Origin of the sequence: Streptomyces sp. JJ36, from assembly GCF_021696945.1 — a bacterium.
In the GTDB taxonomy this organism is placed as follows: Bacteria; Actinomycetota; Actinomycetes; order Streptomycetales; family Streptomycetaceae; genus Streptomyces.
Map to the genome: position 1 here is coordinate 20,232 of NZ_JACYHE010000033.1, position 18,602 is coordinate 38,833.

General features: G+C 75.1%; 18 protein-coding genes. 13 read left to right on the forward strand and 5 right to left on the reverse strand.

Features of this window, described 5'->3' with window-relative positions; genetic code table 11:
• Positions 1–41: 41 nt before the first annotated feature.
• A complete protein-coding gene (locus HOY81_RS14830; protein WP_237320823.1) occupies positions 42–863 on the reverse strand; it encodes a PhzF family phenazine biosynthesis protein in 822 nt (273 codons plus the stop codon).
• 80 nt (positions 864–943) lie between these two features.
• Between HOY81_RS14830 and HOY81_RS14835 the strand changes: the two genes are divergently transcribed.
• The 4 genes from HOY81_RS14835 (at position 944) to HOY81_RS14850 (ending at position 4,669) form a co-directional block, all read left to right on the forward strand.
• Entirely contained in the window at positions 944–1,612 is a 669-nt protein-coding gene (locus HOY81_RS14835) for a PadR family transcriptional regulator (protein WP_237320824.1), read from the forward strand.
• A 218-nt stretch (positions 1,613–1,830) separates the two neighbouring features.
• A complete protein-coding gene (locus HOY81_RS14840) occupies positions 1,831–2,925 on the forward strand; it encodes a DMT family transporter (RefSeq protein ID WP_237320825.1) in 1,095 nt (364 codons plus the stop codon).
• A gap of 158 nt (positions 2,926–3,083) precedes the next feature.
• The gene (locus HOY81_RS14845) at positions 3,084–3,491 is read left to right on the forward strand and encodes a YciI family protein (protein WP_237320826.1); all 408 of its coding nucleotides are present in this window, start codon (positions 3,084–3,086) and stop codon (positions 3,489–3,491) included.
• A 32-nt stretch (positions 3,492–3,523) separates the two neighbouring features.
• Positions 3,524–4,669: an RNA polymerase sigma factor gene (locus HOY81_RS14850; RefSeq protein WP_237320862.1), complete on the forward strand. Its 1,146-nt coding sequence runs from the start codon at positions 3,524–3,526 to the stop codon at positions 4,667–4,669.
• Between the two features lie 135 nt (positions 4,670–4,804).
• Here HOY81_RS14850 and HOY81_RS14855 read toward each other — a convergent pair whose 3' ends face one another.
• Positions 4,805–5,524 carry a pyridoxamine 5'-phosphate oxidase family protein gene (locus tag HOY81_RS14855; RefSeq protein ID WP_237320827.1) on the reverse strand — a complete coding sequence of 240 codons (720 nt, stop codon included), beginning with the start codon at positions 5,522–5,524 and terminating at the stop codon, positions 4,805–4,807.
• A 66-nt stretch (positions 5,525–5,590) separates the two neighbouring features.
• Between HOY81_RS14855 and HOY81_RS14860 the strand changes: the two genes are divergently transcribed.
• A complete protein-coding gene (locus tag HOY81_RS14860) occupies positions 5,591–6,922 on the forward strand; it encodes an aminotransferase class I/II-fold pyridoxal phosphate-dependent enzyme (protein ID WP_237320828.1) in 1,332 nt (443 codons plus the stop codon).
• A gap of 81 nt (positions 6,923–7,003) precedes the next feature.
• Here the strand turns inward: HOY81_RS14860 and HOY81_RS14865 are convergent, their stop codons facing one another.
• Positions 7,004–7,471 (reverse strand): Rieske (2Fe-2S) protein, encoded by a 468-nt coding sequence (locus HOY81_RS14865; RefSeq protein WP_237320829.1) that lies wholly within the window; start codon positions 7,469–7,471, stop codon positions 7,004–7,006.
• A 164-nt stretch (positions 7,472–7,635) separates the two neighbouring features.
• Between HOY81_RS14865 and HOY81_RS14870 the strand changes: the two genes are divergently transcribed.
• From HOY81_RS14870 to HOY81_RS14905, 8 genes are all read left to right on the forward strand, one after another.
• Positions 7,636–8,466, forward strand: coding sequence for a HipA family kinase (locus tag HOY81_RS14870; RefSeq protein ID WP_237320830.1), 831 nt, complete (start codon positions 7,636–7,638; stop codon positions 8,464–8,466).
• Positions 8,463–8,843, forward strand: a complete 381-nt coding sequence (locus HOY81_RS14875) for a DUF3037 domain-containing protein (RefSeq protein ID WP_237320831.1) — start codon at positions 8,463–8,465, stop codon at positions 8,841–8,843. The genes HOY81_RS14870 and HOY81_RS14875 overlap by 4 nt, the downstream gene beginning before the upstream one ends.
• Positions 8,844–8,943: 100 nt before the next feature.
• Positions 8,944–9,705 (forward strand): 3-oxoacyl-ACP reductase FabG, encoded by a 762-nt coding sequence (gene fabG, locus HOY81_RS14880; RefSeq protein WP_237320832.1) that lies wholly within the window; start codon positions 8,944–8,946, stop codon positions 9,703–9,705.
• A gap of 10 nt (positions 9,706–9,715) precedes the next feature.
• On the forward strand, positions 9,716–10,468 hold the full coding sequence (locus HOY81_RS14885; RefSeq protein ID WP_237320833.1) for an SDR family oxidoreductase: 753 nt from the start codon (positions 9,716–9,718) through the stop codon (positions 10,466–10,468).
• A 292-nt stretch (positions 10,469–10,760) separates the two neighbouring features.
• Positions 10,761–12,344 (forward strand): ABC transporter substrate-binding protein, encoded by a 1,584-nt coding sequence (locus tag HOY81_RS14890; protein ID WP_237320834.1) that lies wholly within the window; start codon positions 10,761–10,763, stop codon positions 12,342–12,344.
• 154 nt (positions 12,345–12,498) lie between these two features.
• Positions 12,499–13,170, forward strand: a complete 672-nt coding sequence (gene ung / locus HOY81_RS14895) for a uracil-DNA glycosylase (RefSeq protein WP_237320863.1) — start codon at positions 12,499–12,501, stop codon at positions 13,168–13,170.
• A gap of 159 nt (positions 13,171–13,329) precedes the next feature.
• Positions 13,330–13,815 (forward strand): hypothetical protein, encoded by a 486-nt coding sequence (locus tag HOY81_RS14900; RefSeq protein ID WP_237320835.1) that lies wholly within the window; start codon positions 13,330–13,332, stop codon positions 13,813–13,815.
• 763 nt (positions 13,816–14,578) lie between these two features.
• On the forward strand, positions 14,579–15,484 hold the full coding sequence (locus HOY81_RS14905; RefSeq protein WP_237320836.1) for a Gfo/Idh/MocA family protein: 906 nt from the start codon (positions 14,579–14,581) through the stop codon (positions 15,482–15,484).
• On the opposite strand, the gene lnt is transcribed toward HOY81_RS14905, so the two are convergent.
• Positions 15,459–16,982, reverse strand: a complete 1,524-nt coding sequence (lnt, locus tag HOY81_RS14910) for an apolipoprotein N-acyltransferase (RefSeq protein WP_237320837.1) — start codon at positions 16,980–16,982, stop codon at positions 15,459–15,461. The two genes, HOY81_RS14905 and lnt, sit on opposite strands and share 26 nt — an antisense overlap.
• A gap of 228 nt (positions 16,983–17,210) precedes the next feature.
• Complete coding sequence (locus tag HOY81_RS14915; protein WP_237320838.1) at positions 17,211–18,548, reverse strand: NAD(P)/FAD-dependent oxidoreductase; 1,338 nt, start codon at positions 18,546–18,548, stop codon at positions 17,211–17,213.
• Positions 18,549–18,602: the final 54 nt, after the last annotated feature.

An 18,602-nucleotide genomic window follows, 5' to 3' on the forward strand; every position in this document is an offset into this window, starting at 1 on the left:
TCCACCGGCCCCGCGGCCCGGCTCGCCGCCGGGTGGCCGCCTCAGAACTCCGCCCGCAGCTCCGCGTCCAGCATGGTGACCGCCCGGCCCGCCAGCTCCGTGCGCTCCCCGCGCAGAGTGGTGCGCACCAGGCCGCCGCGGGCCGAGAGCTGACGCCCGGTGAGCGTGTCGCGGCCCAGCCGCGGGGACCAGAAGGGCGCCAGCGCGGTGTGGGCGCTGCCGGTCACCGGGTCTTCGGGGATCCCGACGGCGGGCCCGAAGAACCGCGAGACGAAGTCGTGGTCCGCGTCGTCCGTGCCTGCCCGCGCGGTGACGATGACCCCGCGGTGCGGGAGCCGCTCCAGGGCGGCCGCGTCCGGGGCGAGTTCCCGTACCGTCTGCGCGTCCGGCAGCTCGGCCACCAGATCGCCCACGTGCGGGCCGGTGTCGTGGGCGCTCAGGACCTTCGCGCCGAGCGCGGCCGCGAGGCCCTCCGGCACCGGTACGGGGGAGAGCGGGGCGGTGGGGAAGTCCAGTGTGACGGTGCCGTCGGGCGCCGTCACGGCGGTCAGCACGCCGCACCGGGCGCGGAAGCGCACCCGCCCCCGGGCCCGCCCGTCGGCGTGCAGCACGTGGGCGGTGGCGAGCGTGGCGTGGCCGCACATGTCGACCTCGGTGCGAGGTGTGAACCAGCGCAGCGCCCAGTCCGCGCCGGGGTCGTCCGGCAGCGGGTGCGCGTACGCCGTCTCGGAGAGGTTGAGCTCGGCCGCGAGGCGCTGCAGCCGGTCGTCGCCGGGGAAGGGGCCGTCCTCCAGCAGGACGACGGCTGCCGGGTTGCCGGCGAAGGGGCGGTCGGTGAAGGCGTCGACGGTACGGATGCGCATGATCGGGAGGCTAGCCGCGCCCGGGTGCGTGCGGCACGTCCCATTCCGCCGCGGTGGACCGCAACGGGTTCGGCAGGGGCTTGGCGAACGAAGTGTCTCGATATATCGTTGAGGCATCGCGAACAATCGCAGAAAGAGGGTGCGACATGTGTGCGACGGAACATGAGGGCGGTCGCGGCAAGCGCGGCCGGGGGCACCGCGGAGGGTCCTGCGGTGCGCCGTGGGAGCACGGGCGAGCGGCGTTCGGCCCGTTCGGGCCGCCGTTCGGTGAGGGCCCGCCCTTCGGCGGCCGGGGTCACGGGCGCGGCAGGGCGCGCCGGGGCGATGTGCGGGCGTCGATCCTCGCCCTGCTGAAGGACCGCCCGATGCACGGGTACGAGATGATCCAGGAGATCGCCGAGCGCAGCGGCGGCGCCTGGAAGCCGAGCCCCGGCTCGGTCTACCCGACGCTGCAGCTCCTGGAGGACGAGGGGCTGATCGCCAGTGAGAACGACGGCGGCAAGCGGCTGTTCGCCCTCACCGAGGCCGGCCGCGCGGAGGCCGGCACGGGGCCGGACGCTCCCTGGGAGGAGGCCGGCCGCGGCATCGACTGGGAGGCCATGAACGAGATCCGCAAGGCGGGTGGCGGCCTGATCGAGGCCTTCCGGCAGGTCTGGGCGACGGGCAGTCCGGAGCAGCGGGAGAAGGCCCTCGGTGTGGTCAACGACGCGCGCAAGCGGCTCTATCTGATCCTCGCCGAGGAGGACTGAGCCCGGACGGCGGTGCGGCCGCCGCCCGGAGCCGGTTCGTCGCCCGTTCCGGTCGGCGGTCCGGTGCCGGTGCCCGGGCGGGAGCGGCGGCCGGGGTGCCGGAAGGCGATGCGCTGCGCCGCCGGTGCGAGGGCCTCCGTAGGGCCGTGGGTGCCTGCGCCTCCCGGTCCCTGACAGGCGTCATTGGGGATGACACTCCTGTCGCCCGTTGGCATGATATGCGGATGCACGACACCTCCCGTCCCGCACGCCCCGCCGGCGGCCGTGGCGTCGGCCTCGGCCTCGCCCTGCTCTCCGCCTTCGCCTTCGGCGGCTCCGGCCCCGCGGCCAAGCCGCTGATCGAGGCGGGCCTGGACCCGCTGCACGTGACCTGGCTCCGGGTCGCCGGAGCCGCGCTCGTGACCCTGCCGCTCGCCTGGCGGTACCGCGCCCTGCTGCGCCGCCGCCCGGGACTGCTCGCCGGCTTCGGGCTGCTGGCGGTCGCGGGGGTGCAGGCGTGCTACTTCGCGGCGATCTCCCGCATCCCGGTAGGGGTCGCCCTGCTCATCGAGTACCTGGCGCCGGCCCTGGTGCTGGGCTGGGTGCGCTTCGTCCAGCGGCGCCCGGTCACCCGGGCCGCGGCGCTGGGCGTCGTGCTGGCGGTCGGCGGCCTGGCCTGCGTGGTGGAGGTCTGGGCCGGTCTCCGGTTCGACCTGCTGGGCCTGGTGCTCGCGCTGGGCGCCGCCTGCTGCCAGGTCGGCTACTTCGTGCTCTCCGACCACGGCACCGACGGGGGCGGACACGCGGGTGAGCACGGTGCCCGCACCGGGGAGGAGGTACCGGACCCGCTGGGCGTCATCGCCTACGGACTGCTGGCCGGCGCGCTGGTGCTCACCGTCGTGACCCGGCCCTGGCGGATGGAGTGGTCGGTGCTCGCCGCCGACGCGCGGATGGACGGCGCCCCGGTGCCCGCCCTGCTGCTGCTCGGCTGGATCGTGCTGGTCACGACGGTCGCCGCCTACCTGACCGGGGTGGTCGCCGTACGGCGGCTCTCGCCGCAGGTCGCCGGCGTCGTCGCGTGCCTGGAGGCGGTCATCGCCACGGTGCTGGCCTGGTTCCTGCTGGGCGAGCACCTCTCCACGCCCCAGCTCCTCGGCGGTGCCGTGGTACTGGCCGGTGCGCTCATCGCACAGAGTTCCGCCCCCGCACGGGCCGCGGCGGAGCCGGTCGCCGCGGGCCCCGGTACGGCCGCCGGGGCGCCGCCGGCCACCGGGGCAGGCCCGTCCGGTACCGCCGGGGAGACAGGCGTGGCGGCGGGCACGCCGCGCACCTAGAGGCGGACAGGCACGGGGGCCGGAAAGGCCCTGGCCGTGCCGGAGACGCGGGGGTGGGCCCGGAAGAACCGGCCGGCGATGTCGAGAACCCGTGTCCGGCTCCGTCCCCGGGGTGAACGCGACCACAATGGGTCGTACGAGCACCGAGGAGAACCACGATGGCCAAGTACCTGCTGCTGAAGCACTACCGCGGCGCCCCGGCGTCGGTGAACGACGTGCCGATGGACCAGTGGAGCCCGGAGGAGATCTCCGCCCATGTGCAGTACATGAACGACTTCGCGGCCCGGCTGGAGAAGACCGGCGAGTTCGTCGACGGTCAGGCGCTCGCCCCCGAGGGAGCGTGGGTCCGCTACGACGGTGCGGGGCGCCCGCCGGTCACCGACGGACCGTTCGCGGAGACCAAGGACCTCATCGCCGGCTGGATGATCATCGACGTCGACGGCTACGAGCGCGCCGTCGAGCTGGCCGGGGAGCTGTCGGCCGCCCCCGGGGCGGGCGGCGAGCCGATCCACGAGTGGCTCGAGGTGCGCCCGTTCCTGACCGCGCCGCCCACCGTCACGGAGTGACGCCACCGATGGACTCACCGGGGTCCGCACCGGTGGACGAGGTCCTGCTGAGGAGCCTCACGCCGAGCGTGCTCACCGTCCTCGTCCGCCGCGGGGCCGACTTCGCGGCGGCCGAGGACGCCGTGCAGGACGCACTGGTCGAGGCGCTCCGGGTCTGGGCGGCCGGCCCTCCGCGGGATGCCAAGGGCTGGCTGGTCACCGTGGCCTGGCGCCGGTTCCTCGACGCCACGCGCGCCGACGCCGCCCGCCGCCGGCGTGAGGAGCGCGTCCAGGAGGAGCCGGCGCCCGGCCCGGCGCACGCGGTGGACGACACGCTCCAGCTCTACTTCCTCTGCGCCCACCCGTCGCTGACACCGGCCTCGGCCGTCGCGCTCACGCTGCGCGCCGTCGGCGGGCTGACCACCCGCCAGATCGCCGAGGCCTACCTGGTGCCCGAGCCGACCATGGCGCAGCGCATCAGCCGGGCCAAGCGCACCGTCTCGGGCGTGCGCTTCGACCGGCCCGGTGACGTCGCCACCGTGCTGCGCGTCCTCTACCTCGTCTTCAACGAGGGCTACTCCGGTGACGTCGACCTGGCGGCGGAGGCCATCCGCCTCACCCGGCAGCTCGCGGCGCGCATCGACCACCCCGAGGTGGCCGGGCTGCTCGCCCTCATGCTGCTCCACCACGCCCGGCGCGCCGCCCGGACCGCGCCCGACGGCAGCCTGGTGCCGCTCGCCGAGCAGGACCGCGGCCGCTGGGACACCGCGTTGATCGCCGAGGGGGTCGGGATCCTCCAGGCTGCCCTCGCCCGTGACCGGCTGGGCGAGTTCCAGGCCCAGGCCGCCGTCGCGGCGCTGCACGCCGACGCGCCCACCGCCGGGGAGACCGACTGGGTGCAGATCGTCGAGTGGTACGACGAGCTCACGCGCCTGACCGGCAGTCCGGTCGTGCGCCTCAACCGTGCGGTCGCCGTCGGGGAGGCCGACGGGCCGCGCGCCGGCCTGGCGGCACTCGCCGGGCTGGACGCCTCACTGCCGCGCCACGCCGCGGTGGCGGCGTATCTCCACGAGCGTGACGGCGACCTGGCGACGGCGGCTCGGCTGTACGCCGAGGCGGCCCACACGGCACCGAACCTCGCCGAGCGTGACCACCTGACGCGCCAGGCCGCCCGGCTCAACGCCCGCCGGGGTCGCTGACGGGTCGCCCCTGGTCGGTCCGGCCCGGGGAGGTACCGGGGCCCGGCTTCCCGGGCGGCCCGGGCCCCGCGCAGAGCTCCGGTGCCGTGCCCCCGGCGGGCGGAGTCGGCGCGCCGGGCGCCAGGCGGCACCGGTTCACCCCGCGCGCCGCTCCCGGACGAGATACGGGGGCCGGGAGACGCCCGGCGCCAGGTCCTCCGCGGGCACCGGGTCGCCGTAGGCCGGGGCGACCGGCAGCACACCCGCCCAGTGGGGTAGTTCCCGGTCCTCGGGGTCGTCGTGGGGGCCGCCCTCGCGGACCTTGGCGGAGGCCTCCGCGAGATCCAGGGCCAGCACCGCCGTGGCGGCCAGTTCCCGGGCGTCGGCCGGCCGGCAGTCCGCCGCCCGGCCGGGCAGTACGTGGTCGACCAGGGCGTCCAGCGCGGCCCGGCGCTCCGTGTCGCCGGTGACCGGGCGGGCGGTGCCGTGCACCACCACCGAGCGGTAGTTGACGGAGTGGTGAAAGGCCGAGCGGGCGAGTACCAGCCCGTCGACGTGGGTCACGGTCAGGCAGACCGGCAGACCGGGCTCCTCGCCGGCGGCCCGCAGCGGGCGCGATCCCGTGGAGCCGTGCACGTAGAGGCGCTCGCCGGTGCGGGCGTAGAGCGTGGGCAGCACGACGGGGGCGCCGTCGCGGACGAAGCCCAGATGGCAGACGTATCCCTCGTCGAGGATCGCGTGCACCAGCTCCCGGTCGTAGGAGGCGCGGTGGCGGCCGCGGGTCGGCGTGGTGCGGCTGTTCGCCGTATACCCCGTGCACGCCGTGTACGCAGCGTGCGGGGCGGGGGAGTCGTCCGGGGTCGTGGGCGCGGTCACCTGATCTCCTCGCGGTCGTCGGTGCGGGGCCTTGCGGGGACATTGCACTAGTGCATAATGTGCTTTGTGCTAGGAGATTACCGGATCGAGGGTCGGGGCGCAGCCGAGATCGCCGCCAGCGTGGAGAACGGCGTGGGCTCGGGAGGGTTGGCCCCGGGGCAGGCGCTGCCTCCGCAGCGCGAACTCGCCGCCACGCTGGGGGTGAACCCGAACACCGTCGCCGCGGCCTACCGCATGCTGCGCGACCGCGGCGTCATCGAGACCGGGGGACGGCGTGGCAGCCGCGTCCGGCAGCGTCCGGCCAGCACGCCCCGGGAGGAGCTCCGTGCCGATGTGCCGCCGGGAGTCCGCGACCTCACCCAGGGCAACCCCGACCCGGCCCTGCTCCCCCCGCTGGAGGAGGCGCTGGCCGCAGCAGCCGCCCGCCACGCCCGCAGGCCGGTGCTCTACGGGGCTCCCGCCGTGGACGAGCGGCTCGCGGCCGCCGCCCGCGCCGGACTGGAGGCCGACGGCGTGCCCGGCGGGCCGCTGGCCGTCACCTCCGGTGCCCTGGACGCCATCGAGCGCGTGCTCGGGGCGCATCTCCGCCCGGGGGACACGGTCGCCGTGGAGGACCCCGGCTGGGGTGCCCTGCTGGACCTGGTACCGGCCCTCGGGCTGCGCCCGGTGCCGGTCGCCGTGGACGACGACGGGCCGCTTCCGGAGGCGGTGGAGGGTGCCTTCCGGCGCGGCGCCCGCGCGCTCGTCGTCACCGGCCGGGCGCAGAACCCCACCGGGGCCGCGGTGGGCGGGGCACGGGCGGACGAGCTGCGCGGGGTGCTCGCCGACCGGCCCGGCACCCTGCTCGTGGAGGACGACCACGGTCACGGCATCGTGGACCTGCCGCTCCGTCCGCTGGCCGGCGTCACCCGGCACTGGGCCCTGGTGCGCTCCGTCGCCAAGGCCTACGGGCCGGACCTGCGGCTCGCCGTGCTCACCGGGGACGCGGTCACCGTGGACCGGGTGGCCGGGCGCCAGCGGCTCGGTCCGGGCTGGGTGAGCGGACTCCTCCAGGACGTCGTCGTCCGGCTGTGGTCCTCCGGGGCCGTCGACTCCCGTGCCGTGGCCCGCTCCTACGGCGCGCGCCGGGACGCGCTGGTGCGCGCACTGGCCGCGCACGGCGTCGCCGCGCACGGGCGCAGCGGCATGAACGTCTGGGTGCCGGTACCCGACGAGACCGGCGCGGTGGGCCGGCTGCTGCGGGCCGGCTGGGCCGCGGCGCCGGGCGCCCGCTACCGCCTGGCCTCCCCGCCGGGCCTGCGGCTGACCGTGTCGCCGCTGGCCCCGGGCGAGGAGGGGACGCTCGCCCGGGACGTGGCGGATGCGCTGCGGCCTGCGGCCCCGCGCCGCTACGGCTGACCGCAGCGGCCGCGCGCCCGGTCGCCGCAGGCCGGGCAGCAGGAGGGCGGTGCCCGGGCCGGTGCCGGGGCGCCTGTCCCGTCAGGACTTCCGGATGCTGCCCCCCTCCACCGACACGTTCACCGGCGGCAGCGCCTGCTGCGCCGGGCCGCGGGTCACGCTGCCGTCCGCGATGTCGAACCGGCTGCCGTGGCAGGCGCAGTCGATGGTGCCGTTCCCCACCGAGGTGACGAGGCACCCCTGGTGGGTGCAGACGGCCGAGAAGGCCTTGTACTCGCCGGCGGACGGCTGGGTCACCACCACCTTCTCCTCCTTGAGGATCTTGCCGCCGCCCTCCGGGATCTCGGAGACCTCGGCGAGCTCGGCCCCGCCGCCCTCGTCCGGCTGCGTGCTGCCGCCCGTCTCCTGCCCGGTGCCGGGCGAGGCCCCGCCGGTCCCGCCGTCGCCGCCGCCGTCGTCCGAACCGCCGCAGGCGGTCACGGCGGCTGCCAGGGACACGGTGCCGGCCGCGGCCAGCACGGTGCGGCGGGAGGTGAAGGGTGCGTTCATGGTGGCACTTCCTCTGTTCGTCCGGGGAAACGTCCACAGCTTCTTACGGCCCGCACCGCCCGGGTGTTCAACGACGCGGAAACGGGCGCGGAGAACGCGCGGAGAACGAACCGGAACGCGCCGCGAGCGCCCCGTGCGGCCTCCCCGGCCTCTAACCTGGGGGGATGCTGCCCGAAGTCACCGCCACGCGCTACGTCACCCCGCTGAGGGAGGGCGGTTCGCTCCCCGGCCTGCTGGAGGCCGACGATCTCGGGACCTACGTCACCAAGTTCACCGGGGCGGGGCAGGGCCGGAAGACCCTGGTCGCCGAGGTGATCTGCGGTGGGCTCGCCCGGAGCCTGGGGCTGCGGGTGCCGGAGCTCGTCGGCGTGCGGGTGGACCCCGTGCTGGGCCGGGCTGAGCCGGACGAGGAGGTCCAGGACCTGCTGAGGGCCAGCGGCGGCCTCAATCTCGGCATGGACTTCCTCCCCGGGGCTCTCGGGTTTGACCCGCTCGCCTTTCGCGTGGACCCGGTCGAGGCGGGGCGTGTGGTGTGGTTCGACGCGCTCGTCGGCAACATGGACCGTTCCTGGCGGAACCCCAACCTCCTGGTCTGGCACGGCGAGCTGTGGCTCATCGACCACGGGGCCTGCCTCATCTGGCACCACAACTGGCCCGGCGCGACCACCGCGGCCGCCCGCCCCTACGACGCCTCCGACCACGCTCTGGCCCCCTTCGCGCCGGACGTCGCGGCCGCTGCCGCCGAGTTGGGGCCCCGTGTGACACCGGAACTGCTGGACGGGTGCGCCGCTCAGGTCCCCGACGTGTGGCTCGCGGACGAGCCCGGCTTCGACGGCCCGGACGCGGTACGCCGCGCGTACACCGGAGTGCTGGCCGAGCGTGCCGCCGGGGTGCACGAGCGGATCACCCTGGGGCCGCCGAGCGTGCCCCGGCCGTCCCGGGCCCCGGGCTGGCTCACCGGGCGACCGGACGAGCGGACGGGGGACGCCCGGTGACGCGTGAGGTCTTCGAGTACGCCCTGCTCCAGGTGGTGCCCCGGGTCGAGCGCGGCGAGCGGATCAACGCCGGCGTGGTCGTCTACTGCCGTGCCCGGTCCTGCGTGGTGGCCCGCGTCCATCTGGACGAGGAACGGCTCCGGGCGCTGGACCCGGACGCGGACACCGCCGCGGTGCGGGCGGCGCTGCGGGCGGTGGAGGACTTCTGCCACGGCGGCGAGGCCGCGGGGCAGGGCGCCGCGGACGACGCAGGGCGTCGCTTCCGGTGGCTCGTCGCTCCGCGCAGCACCGTCGTGCAGCCCGGCCCGGTGCACACCGGGCTCACCGACGACCCCGTCGTGGAGGCCGAGCGGCTGCTCGGGCTGCTGGTGCGCTGACGAGCGGGGCACCGTTGACACGGAGTGCCAGGGCTTCTAGCGTCACGACAACCGTAGATACTAAGCGGTTGCTCACCACAGACAGGGCGAGGAGAAGCACATGTCCACCACCGAGCAGCGCGTCGCGATCGTGACCGGCGCAGCCCGAGGCATCGGCGCGGCCACCGCGGTCCGGCTGGCCTCCGAGGGCCGGGCCGTCGCCGTACTCGATCTGGACGAGGCGGCCTGCAAGGAGACCGTCGAGAAGATCACCGCGGCGGGCGGCCGGGCCCTCGCCGTCGGCTGCGACGTCTCCGACTCGGCGCAGGCGGCCGCCGCCGTCGCCCGCGTCGCCGAGGAGCTGGGCGCGCCCACGATCCTGGTCAACAACGCCGGCGTGCTGCGGGACAACCTGCTGTTCAAGATGAGCGACTCGGACTGGGACACGGTGCTGAACGTGCACCTGCGCGGCGCCTTCGTGATGTCGCGCGAGTGCCAGAAGCACATGGTCGACCAAGGCTTCGGACGCATCGTGAACCTCTCGTCGAGCTCGGCGCTGGGCAATCGCGGCCAGATCAACTACGCCGCCGCCAAGGCCGGCATGCAGGGTCTCACCAAGACGCTGGCCAAGGAGCTCGGCAAGTTCGGGATCACCGCCAACGCCGTCGCGCCCGGCTTCGTCGTCACGGAGATGACCGCCGCCACCGCCGAGCGGGTCGGCATGGGCTTCGAGGAGTTCCAGGCCGCCGCCGCCTCGCAGATCCCGGTCCAGCGCGTCGGCCGCCCCGAGGACATCGCGCACGCCATCGCCTTCTTCACGGGCGAGGAGGCGGGGTACGTCTCCGGCCAGGTGCTGTACGTGGCCGGCGGCCCGCTGAACTGAGAGGACCGACATGACACAGCAGGACACCGGCCGGGTCGCCCTGGTCACCGGAGGCAGCCGCGGCATCGGCTACGGCATCGCCGAGGCACTCGTCGCCCGCGGTGACCGGGTCTGCATCACCGGGCGCAACGAGGACTCCCTGAAGGAGGCCGTCGAACAGCTCGGGGCGGACCGCGCCATGTACGTCGCCGGCAAGGCGCACGACGAGGAGCACCAGGCCGCCGCCGTGGACCGGGTGATGGAGGCCTACGGGCGCGTCGACCACCTGGTCAACAACGCCGGCACCAACCCGGTCTTCGGGCCGCTCGCCGAACTGGACCTGGGCGTCGCCCGCAAGATCTACGAGACCAACGTCGTCTCCGCGCTCGGCTTCGCGCAGCGCACCTGGGCCGCCTGGCAGCGCGAGAACGGCGGTACGGTCGTCAACATCGCCTCCATCGCCGGGCTCTCCGCCTCGCCGTTCGTCGGCGCGTACGGCATGAGCAAGGCCGCGATGATCAACCTCACCCAGCAGCTCGCCCAGGAGCTGGCTCCCGCGGTGCGGGTCAACGCGCTCGCACCGGCCGTCGTCAAGACCAGGTTCGCCGCCGCCCTCTACGAGGGCCGGGAGGCCGAGGCCGTGGCCCGCTACCCGATGCAGCGCCTCGGCGCCCCGGAGGACGTCGCCGGAGCGGCCGTGTTCTTCAGTTCCGGGGAGTCCCGGTGGATCACCGGGCAGACGCTCGTCGTGGACGGCGGGCTCTTCCTCAACGCGGGCGTCTGACGATGACCCGCTGTCGATGACCGGACAGCGCTGCGTACGGTTCTGATGCCGCTCCGCAATGGGGCGGCATCAGAACTGTGACGCCCGCGCAAAGGCGGCCACAAATAGTTGATCTGTTCATGCTTCGGGGGCCGTTGCTGCGGTAGGGTCTCTCTCGCCTCCGGCCAGCGGGTCCGCGTGTGGCACTCGGGGTCCTCCCGCGAGTGCAAGAGAGCGCTAACAACCGGCCGACGGGCACCATCCTCCACCATCGCATCATCAGTAGTGGCCCCGCCGACTGAGGAGCTCGTACGTGTTCGACCGGAACGGACTGAGAATCACAGCGACCGTGCTCATAACGGTTCTGCTCGCCGGGTGCAGCGTGCTGTCCGGTGACGACAGCGACGAGGAACAGTCCATCGTGGTCGGCACCACCAGCGCGCCCAGCGTCCTGGATCCCGCCGGTGCCTGGGACCAGTCCTGGGAGCTCTTCCGGAACGTCTACCAGACGCTGCTGCACTTCCCGAACTCCAGCAGCTCGCCCGAGCCGGAGGCGGCCAAGCGCTGCCAGTTCACCGACTCCGCCAGCAAGGTCTACCGCTGCACCCTGCGCGAGGGGCTCACCTTCTCCAACGGCAACCCGCTGGACGCCCGGGCCGTCAAGTACTCCCTCGACCGGGTGCTGACCATCGACGCCGAGACCGGCCCGGCCGGTCTCATGGGCAGCCTCGACCGGATCGAGACGCCCGCGAAGAACACCGTCGTCTTCCACCTCAAGAAGTCCGACGCCACGTTCCCGTACGTGCTCGCCACGCCCGCCGGGTCCATCGTGGACCCGGAGACCTATCCGGCCGACACGCTGCTCGAGGGTGAGAAGATCGCCGGCTCCGGTCCGTACACCCTCGAGAAGTACAAGGCGAACGAGATCGCCGTGCTGAAGCGCAACCCGGACTACCAGGGTGCGGCGGACATCAAGAACGACTCGGTCACCATCGACTACTTCAAGAGCTCCCGCAAAATGGTGGCGGCGTTCAAGCGGAACGAGCTGGACATCACCTTCCGCGGGCTCACCCCCGCCCAGATCAGCGACTTCCAGGACGCCACCGCGGAGGGCAACGACAACGTCGAGCTGAGCGAGGTCGTCGGTACCGAGATCCGCTATCTCGTCTTCAACCCCAAGTTCGACAACGCCGGGAACGAGGCGGTGCGCAAGGCCATCGCCCAGCTCATCGACCGCAAGGCCCTGGTGCGCAACGTCTACAACCGCACGGCCGAGCCGCTCTACTCCATGGTCCCGGCGGGCCTCACCGGGCACACCAACGCCTTCTTCGACGTCTACGGCGAGCCCAGCCGCAGCAAGGCCGAGAGCCTGCTGCGCAACGCCGGCTTCGAGGAGCCGGTGCCGCTCACCCTCTGGTACACCACCGACCGTTACGGCTCGACCATGCAGAAGGAGTTCGAGGAGATCGAGCGTCAGCTCGAGGGCTCCGGCCTCTTCGAGATCAGTGTCAAGGGCCGTCCCTGGAACGAGTTCCAGGAGGGCTACCTCAACGGCGAGTACCCGGTCTTCGGGCGCGGCTGGTTCCCCGACTTCCCCGACGCCGACAACTACGTCACCCCGTTCGTCGGTGAGAAGAACGCCCTGGGCACACCGTACGAGAGCGCCACGCTGACCGAGGAGCTGCTGCCGCAGTCCCGCCGGGAGAGCGACCGCGGCGTGGCCGGGCACTCCTTCACCAAGGCACAGAAGATCTTCGCCGAGGACGCGCGGCTGCTCCCGCTCTGGCAGGGCAAGGTCTACGTCGCCTCGCACACGGACATCGCGGGCGTGGAGTGGTGCATCGACCCGTCGACCATCATGCGGATGTGGGAGCTGCACAAGAAGGCCAGTTGGTAGCCGTACGGCTCCGCGGCGCGCACCGGCCCGTCCGGCACCCGGTTCCACCGGCTGCCGGGCGGGCCGCGCCCGTCGTTGTCGGCGGCGGGCGGTACGTTCGGTGGCACCTGAGACGAACGAGCCCGCCCACCCCGGAGGTTGACGCGTGAACGGCATGCTGCCCCAGTCCTGGCAGGACGTCCTCGGCGAGGAGCTGGAGAAGCCCTACTTCAAGGAGCTCACCGAGTTCGTCGAGGAGGAGCGGGCCGGCGGGCCGGTGTACCCGCCGCGCGAGGAGGTCTTCGCCGCGCTGGACGCCACGCCGTTCGACCGGGTCAAGGTCCTCGTCCTGGGCCAGGACCCGTACCACGGCGAAGGCCAGGGCCACGGGCTGAGCTTCTCCGTCCGCCCCGGCGTGCGCACCCCGCCGTCCCTGCGGAACATCTACAAGGAGCTCCGCGACGACCTGGGCCACCCCGTCCCGGACAACGGCCACCTCACGCCGTGGGCCCGCCAGGGCGTGCTGCTGCTCAACGCGGTCCTCACCGTGCGCGCGGGCGAGGCCAACTCGCACAAGGGCAAGGGCTGGGAGCAGTTCACCGATGCGGTGATCCGGGCTGTCTCGGGCCGCGCCGAGCCCGCCGTCTTCGTGCTCTGGGGCGCCCACGCCCGCAAGAAGCGGCCGCTGATCGACACCGGACGGCACGCGGTGGTGGAGGGCGCCCATCCCTCCCCGCTCTCCGCGAAGAAGTTCTTCGGGTCCCGTCCCTTCAGCGCGATCGACGCGGCACTGGCCGCGCAGGGGCACACCCCGGTCGACTGGCGGATCCCCGACCTCGGGGCGTGACCGGGCCCCGGGCCTGACCGGAAGCGCAGCACCCGGGCACCCCCGGCCCCGACCGGGCCGGGACGCCGCCTCCGCGGGATCGCCGCCGGCTCCGGCTAGCGTCGGCTCCGCACCCTCTCGCTCGGCAGAGCGGACCGCACTCACCACCGGGAGGCACCCGTGCCGGAGCAGCCGCAGGACGCGTCGCCCGACGCGCTCACGACCCGTATCGGACAGGCGATCGTCCTGCTCCACGGCGGGGACCGGGAGGAGGCCGGGAACCGCCTGCACCACCTGTGGGAGGAGTCCGCGGACCGGCCGCTGCACCGCTGCACCATCGCCCACTACCTGGCCGACACCCAGGACGACCCGGTGGAGGAGCTCCGCTGGGACCGCCGTGCCCTCGCGGCGGCGGACGCCGTCACGTCCGACCCCGGGGCCGCGGGAGAGGAGGCCGTGGCCACGGTGCGCGGCTTCTACCCCTCCCTCCACCTCAACCTGGCCGCGGACCATGTGAAGCTCGGCGACGCGGAGGCCGCCCGGAGGGAGCTGGCCGACGCCCGGCGCCTGGCCGGGGACCTGGCGCACGACGCCTACGGCAACGGGGTCCGCGCGGCCCTCGACCGGCTGGAGCTGCGGCTGGCGGACCCCGGCCCGCGGCCGTAGGGCGGCTGCCGCCGACGGGCGTGCGCACCCCGTGAATCCCGGCCGGGCCCGTCAGGGCCCGTAGACACCGCGGCAGAGGCGCTCCTGGTCGCTGCCCGCCGGCCAGCGCCCGAACCGCCGCCCGAGCCCGCAGATCCCGTCCCCGGCCGGGAGATCCGCCCGCACGGGCGGCGAAGACTCCCGCGCCGGACGCTCCGGCGCGGCACCCGGTCCGCCGGCACCGGGGCGGGCCTGCGGCCCCGCACCCGGTGCGCCCCGCCCGGCCTCCGGCCCGGCGGCCGGTGCCCCCGGCCTCCCGCCGCCGGACGGGCGCTCCGCGCTCGTCCCGGGTCCCGGTCCCCCGCTCCGCTTCCGGCCCTCCGCGGCCCCCGGCGGCAGCGGCCGGGAGAGGTGCTCGCGCGGGGCGGGCCCGCTCCCCGCGTCCCCCGGAGGCGCGACCGCTTCGGAGGCCCCCGCGGGCCCCGGCCGCGCTGCTCCGGGGCCCGGCCCCGGAGACTCCCCTCCCTGCCGCTCCGGGCCCGGTACCGTCACGCACCCTCCGAGGGCCGAGACCGTCACCCCTGCCAGCGTCACGGCCCATGTCAGCCGTCCCATCCGTCCCATCTGCCCAACTCTCGGTGTATCCCGCCTCCCACGCCATTCCCCGCAGGGGTGATTCCCGGCTCCGGCGCCGGCACCGGGATCCGCCGCGGGTCGCGCCCGCTCCCGCCGCGTATGCTTCCGGGGCACACCGCACCGCGTCACCCGGAGGTCAGGGAGCCAAGTGAAGGTCGGCATCATCGGGCTCGGCGCCATCGCCGAGAAGGCGTACCTCCCCGTGCTCACCGCACAGCCGGGGGTCGAGCCGCACCTCGTGACCCGCGACCCGCAGGTGCTGGAGCGCCTCGGCGACACCTACCGCATTCCGCACGCGCACCGCCACGGCAGCCTGGACGACCTGCTGGCGGCCGGCCCGGACGCCGCCTTCGTGCACGCCGCCACCGAGGCCCACCCGGCGCTGACGGGACGGCTGCTGGAGGCGGGCGTCCCGGTCTACGTCGACAAGCCGCTGGCCGCCACCCTGCCGGAGGCGGAACGGCTGGTGCGGCTGGGCGAGGAGCGCCGGGTCTCCCTCCGCGTCGGCTTCAACCGCCGCTACGCCCCGGGCTACACCCAGTGCCTGGAGCACCCCCGGGACCTGATCCTGCTGCAGAAGCACCGCGTCGGGCTCCCCGAGGACCCCCGCAGGATGGTGTACGACGACTTCATCCACGTCGTGGACACCCTGCGCTTCCTCGTCCCCGGCACGCCCGACCACATCGACGTCCGGGCCCGCGTCAGGGACGGCCTGCTGCACCACGTGGTGCTCCAGCTCTCCGGCGACGGCTTCACCGCCGTCGGCGCCATGAACCGGCTCTCCGGCTCCGCCGAGGAGATCCTGGAGGTCTCCGGACAGGACTCCAAGCGCGAGGTGCGGGACCTCGCCGCGATCGTGGACCACAAGGGCCAGCCGAGTCTCCGCCGCCGCGGCGACTGGGTACCGGTGGCCCGTCAGCGCGGCATCGAGCAGATCGTGCTCGACTTCCTGGACGCGGTCCGCGCCGGCCGGTTCCTCTCCGCGGACGACGCGCTGCGCACCCACGAGCTGTGCGAACGGGTCGTCATCACCGCGGCCGAGCAGGGCTCCTGACCTCCACGCGGGCGCCCCGGCACGCCCGCACGGCCAGCGTCCCGCCGTACCCGGCGAGGAGGGCCGGCGCGAGCAGCACCGGCCAGTCGCCCAGCCGGACGTACGGGCTGGTCCCGGCGGCCAGCGGCACCGGGTACACCGCGGTGGCCCCGCCGTCCCGGCCCAGCCGTCGCCCGACGGCTTCGCCGCGCGGGCCGTACACCGCGCTCACCCCGGTGAGCGTCGCGTGCACCACCGGCCGCCAGGTCTCCGCCGCGCGCAGCGCCGCCAGCGAGGCGTGCTGCTCCGGCGCCCAGCTCTCCTGGAAGGTGGAGGTCGAGGACTGGGCCACCAGCAGCTCCGCGCCTTCGGCGGCCAGATGCCGGCTCATGTCGGGGAAGGCCGTCTCGAAGCAGATCAGCGGGCCGACGCGGACCCCGCCGGCCTCCATCACCACCGGCTCCGTGCCGCGCCGCCGGTCCTCGCCCGCGGCGCGCCCGACCGAGGTGACCCAGCCGAGCACCGAGCGGGCCGGGATGTACTCGCCGAAGGGCACCAGGCGCATCTTGTCGTACCGCTCGCCGGACACGCCGTCCGGGCGGACGAGGACCGAGGACTTGTAGATCCCGGGCCGGTCCGCCGCCCGGGCGTCGACATTGACCAGCAGCGGCGCGCCCACCGCGGCGGAGAGCCGGACCAGCCGCCCGCGCAGGTCCGGCCGGGCCGTGAGATCGAAGCCCACGCTGCTCTCGCCCCACACCACCAGGTCCGGCCGGCTCCCGGCCAGCTCCCGGGTCAGTTCCGCGCTGCGGGCGAAACGCCTCTCCGCGGAGGGCGTGCCGCCCGTCTGCACCACCGCCACCCGCACCTCCCCGGTGCGCCGCGGCACCGGGTCCGCCGCCCATGCCGCCGCGGTGGCGGCCGCGATCCCGCCCAGGGCGAGCAGTGCGCCGGCCCGGGCGCGCGGCAGGCAGCACACGAGCACCACCGCGGTGTTCACGGCCACCAGCAGGAAGCTGACCAGCCACACCCCGCCCACCGAGGCCAGCCGCAGCGCCGGCGTGACCTGCCACTGGCTCGCCCCGAGCAGTCCCCAGGGACCGCCCAGGTACTCCCAGGAGCGCACCAGCTCCACCACCAGCCAGCCCGACGGCACCAGCAGCAGCGCCCCCAGCGGGGCGGACACGGGTCCGGGTTCCGCCGGTCGCAACAGCCGGCGCGCCAGCCACCCCCAGGGGGCCCAGAGCAGCCCCAGCAGCGCGGCCAGCACGAACAGGAAGACATGCACGTTCGGCAGCAGCCAGTGGTGTACGGCCACCATGAAGGCGGTGCCGCCGAGCCAGCCCTCCACCGCGGCCCGGCGCCCGGTCTCCGCGGTGCGCAGCAGCAGCAGCCAGGGAACCAGCGCGAACGGTGCCAGCCACCACCAGGACGGCGCCGGGAAGGTCAGCGCGGGCAGCGCGCCCGCGCCCGTCGCCGCTGCGTTCCGTGCCCACCGCGGTCCCGGCGCCCGCCGCATGCCGCACCCCCTCGCCTCGGAGCCTGACCCGTCTCCGTCCACCGGCCGGGCCCGCCGCTCCGTGTCCCGGGCGTATGTCTCGTGTGCCCCGCGTTCACGTGTTCGTCGTGTCCCTCGTGGTGCCGTGGCCTCCGACGATACGCCGCCGGCCGGGGCGCCGGGCCCGCCTCGGCCGTGCCCCGGCTGTGCCCCGGCTGTGCCCCGGCTGTGCATGTGCGCGAGCGGCCGTCAGGCCGGCGCCCCGCGCAGCACCCGCACCGCCACCGCCGGGTGCAGCAGCGTCCACGGCGGCGCCACCAGCCCGGTGACCCGCAGGAAGGCACCGCCGAGCCGGGCGTCGTGCGCCGCGGCGGCCTGCAGCCGGGTGACGTACGCGTGCAGCAGCCGGTCCCGCCGGGTGCGCTCACCCGGTACGCCGGGGAAGGCCCGGTCCGCACCCGCCGCCAGCTCCCAGGGCACGTCCACCGCCCGCGCGACGGTACGGAACCAGGTTCGCGGCGCGGGCGGGGCACCCCGGGCCAGCAGCCGGCGCAGCGCCTCCGCCTCCAGCGCGGCGACGCTCATGCCCTGCCCGTAGACCGGATTGAAGCTGCACACGCTGTCGCCGAGGGCGAGCAGGCCCTCCGGCAGCCGGGGCAGCCGCTCGTAGCGGCGCCGCAGGCTCGCCGGGAAGCGGTGCGGGACCGGGTCGCCCAGCGGCTCGGCGTCCTCCAGCGCCCGTTCGATGTCGGGGCTGCGCAGCGAGCGGGCGAAGGCGTGGAAGCCCTCGGGGTCGGTGGGCGGCGCCTCGCCCAGCACCCCGGAGAGCGTGACCAGCGCACGGCCGTCCTCGACCCGCGCCACCGCGCCGCCCCGCGGGGCTCCGGGCACAGGCGGCAGCAGCACGGCGAGATCGCCGCCGAGCGCGCCCCGCCGCAGCCGGTAGCTGCGCGAGGCGTACACCAGGCCGATCCGCACCCGGTCCTCCGGGGGGCGCGGGTATCCCAGCTCGGCCAGCCACGCCGGGGTCCGTGAGCCGCGGCCGGTGGCGTCGACCACCAGGCCGGCGGCGAGGTACTCCTCCGCGCCGTGCCCCCGCCCGGGCCGGCGGGCGAGCACCCGCACGCCGGTGACCCGGGAGCCGTCCCGGGTGGCGGTCAGCGCGGCGATGTCCCGCCCCGGCAGCAGCCGCACCGCCGGCAGCCCGGCCACCCGGTCCCGTATCACCCGTTCCAGCAGCGGCCGGCCGACGCCCACCGCGGTCAGCCCGGACGCGGCACGCCGCAGCGGCCGCTCGCCCATGAACCAGCGCACGTCGGCCTGCAGGTCGCCCACCGCCGCACCCCGCGCGGCCAGCTCCCGGGTCAGCCCGGGGAAGAGTGCGTCCAGCACCCGCTGGCCCGCGGCCAGCAGCCCGTGAATGTGCCGGCCCTGCGGCACCCCGCGCCGCTGGACCCCGGTACCGGGGTCCGGGTCGCGCTCCACGACCAGCACCTCGTCATGGGTCTCGGCGAGCACGCGCGCGGCCAGCAGCCCGGCCACTCCGGCGCCGAGCACCACCGCCCGCTCCGTGCCGGGTCCGGTCATGGGTCACCTCCCGTGGCCGCCCCGCCCTGACGCGGCCGCGGGCACAGGCTGCTC